Genomic DNA, 653 nt, shown 5'->3' on the forward strand with positions numbered 1-653 from the left:
TGCGGCCGGGTGCCGGCGGTGGCGCGGGTCGCGATCCGCCGAGGAGGCCGGATCCGCGCCAGCCGCCCTCCCGGTCCGACTCGCGCGCGTCGGCGGCGAGCACCGCGAACCACGCGAGCGCCGTGACGGCGAACGACCCGACGGAGAACTCGCCCACGAGCACGGCGCCCGGGACGGAGACGAGCACGAGGAGCGGGAGCCCGGTGACGGCGGGCAGGCGGAGGGCATGGGCGAGCACGTCGAGCACGACCGCGAGCGCGCCGATCGACGCCACGATGACGAAGACGATGGAAGCGAGCGGCGGCACGGGCGCCGACCGGCGGTAGATCTCCTCGCCCGCCTGCTCGCCGACGGCGATCAGGGTGCGCAGGGTCTCCGGGGTGGGGATCACGCCGAGCACGGCGGTGCGCCCCGCGAACACGAGCGTGATCAGCAGGGCGAGGAGCACGAGGCCGCCGAGCGACGCGAGCAGGCGCGGCACCCCGGCGGCGCGGAGCAGGGCTGCGGATCCGAGCACGGCGGCGACGACGACCGCGCACAGCAGGAACCACGCGCCCGGCTCGACGAGCAGGTGGAGGCTCGCGGCGCCCGCGAGGAGGGCGACGCCGAGCGCGGCGGTGAGCGGCCAGCGTGCTGCGGCGCGGCCGGCGCCC

General features: G+C 77.6%; 1 protein-coding gene. It reads right to left on the reverse strand.

What is annotated here, in order from left to right; all coding sequences use genetic code 11:
- On the reverse strand, nucleotides 1-653 hold a 653-nt coding region (locus DZG00_RS16220; protein WP_233550180.1), incomplete at both ends, for a transglutaminaseTgpA domain-containing protein.

This window comes from Clavibacter lycopersici, from assembly GCF_003576405.1.
Taxonomy (GTDB): Bacteria; Actinomycetota; Actinomycetes; order Actinomycetales; family Microbacteriaceae; genus Clavibacter; species Clavibacter lycopersici.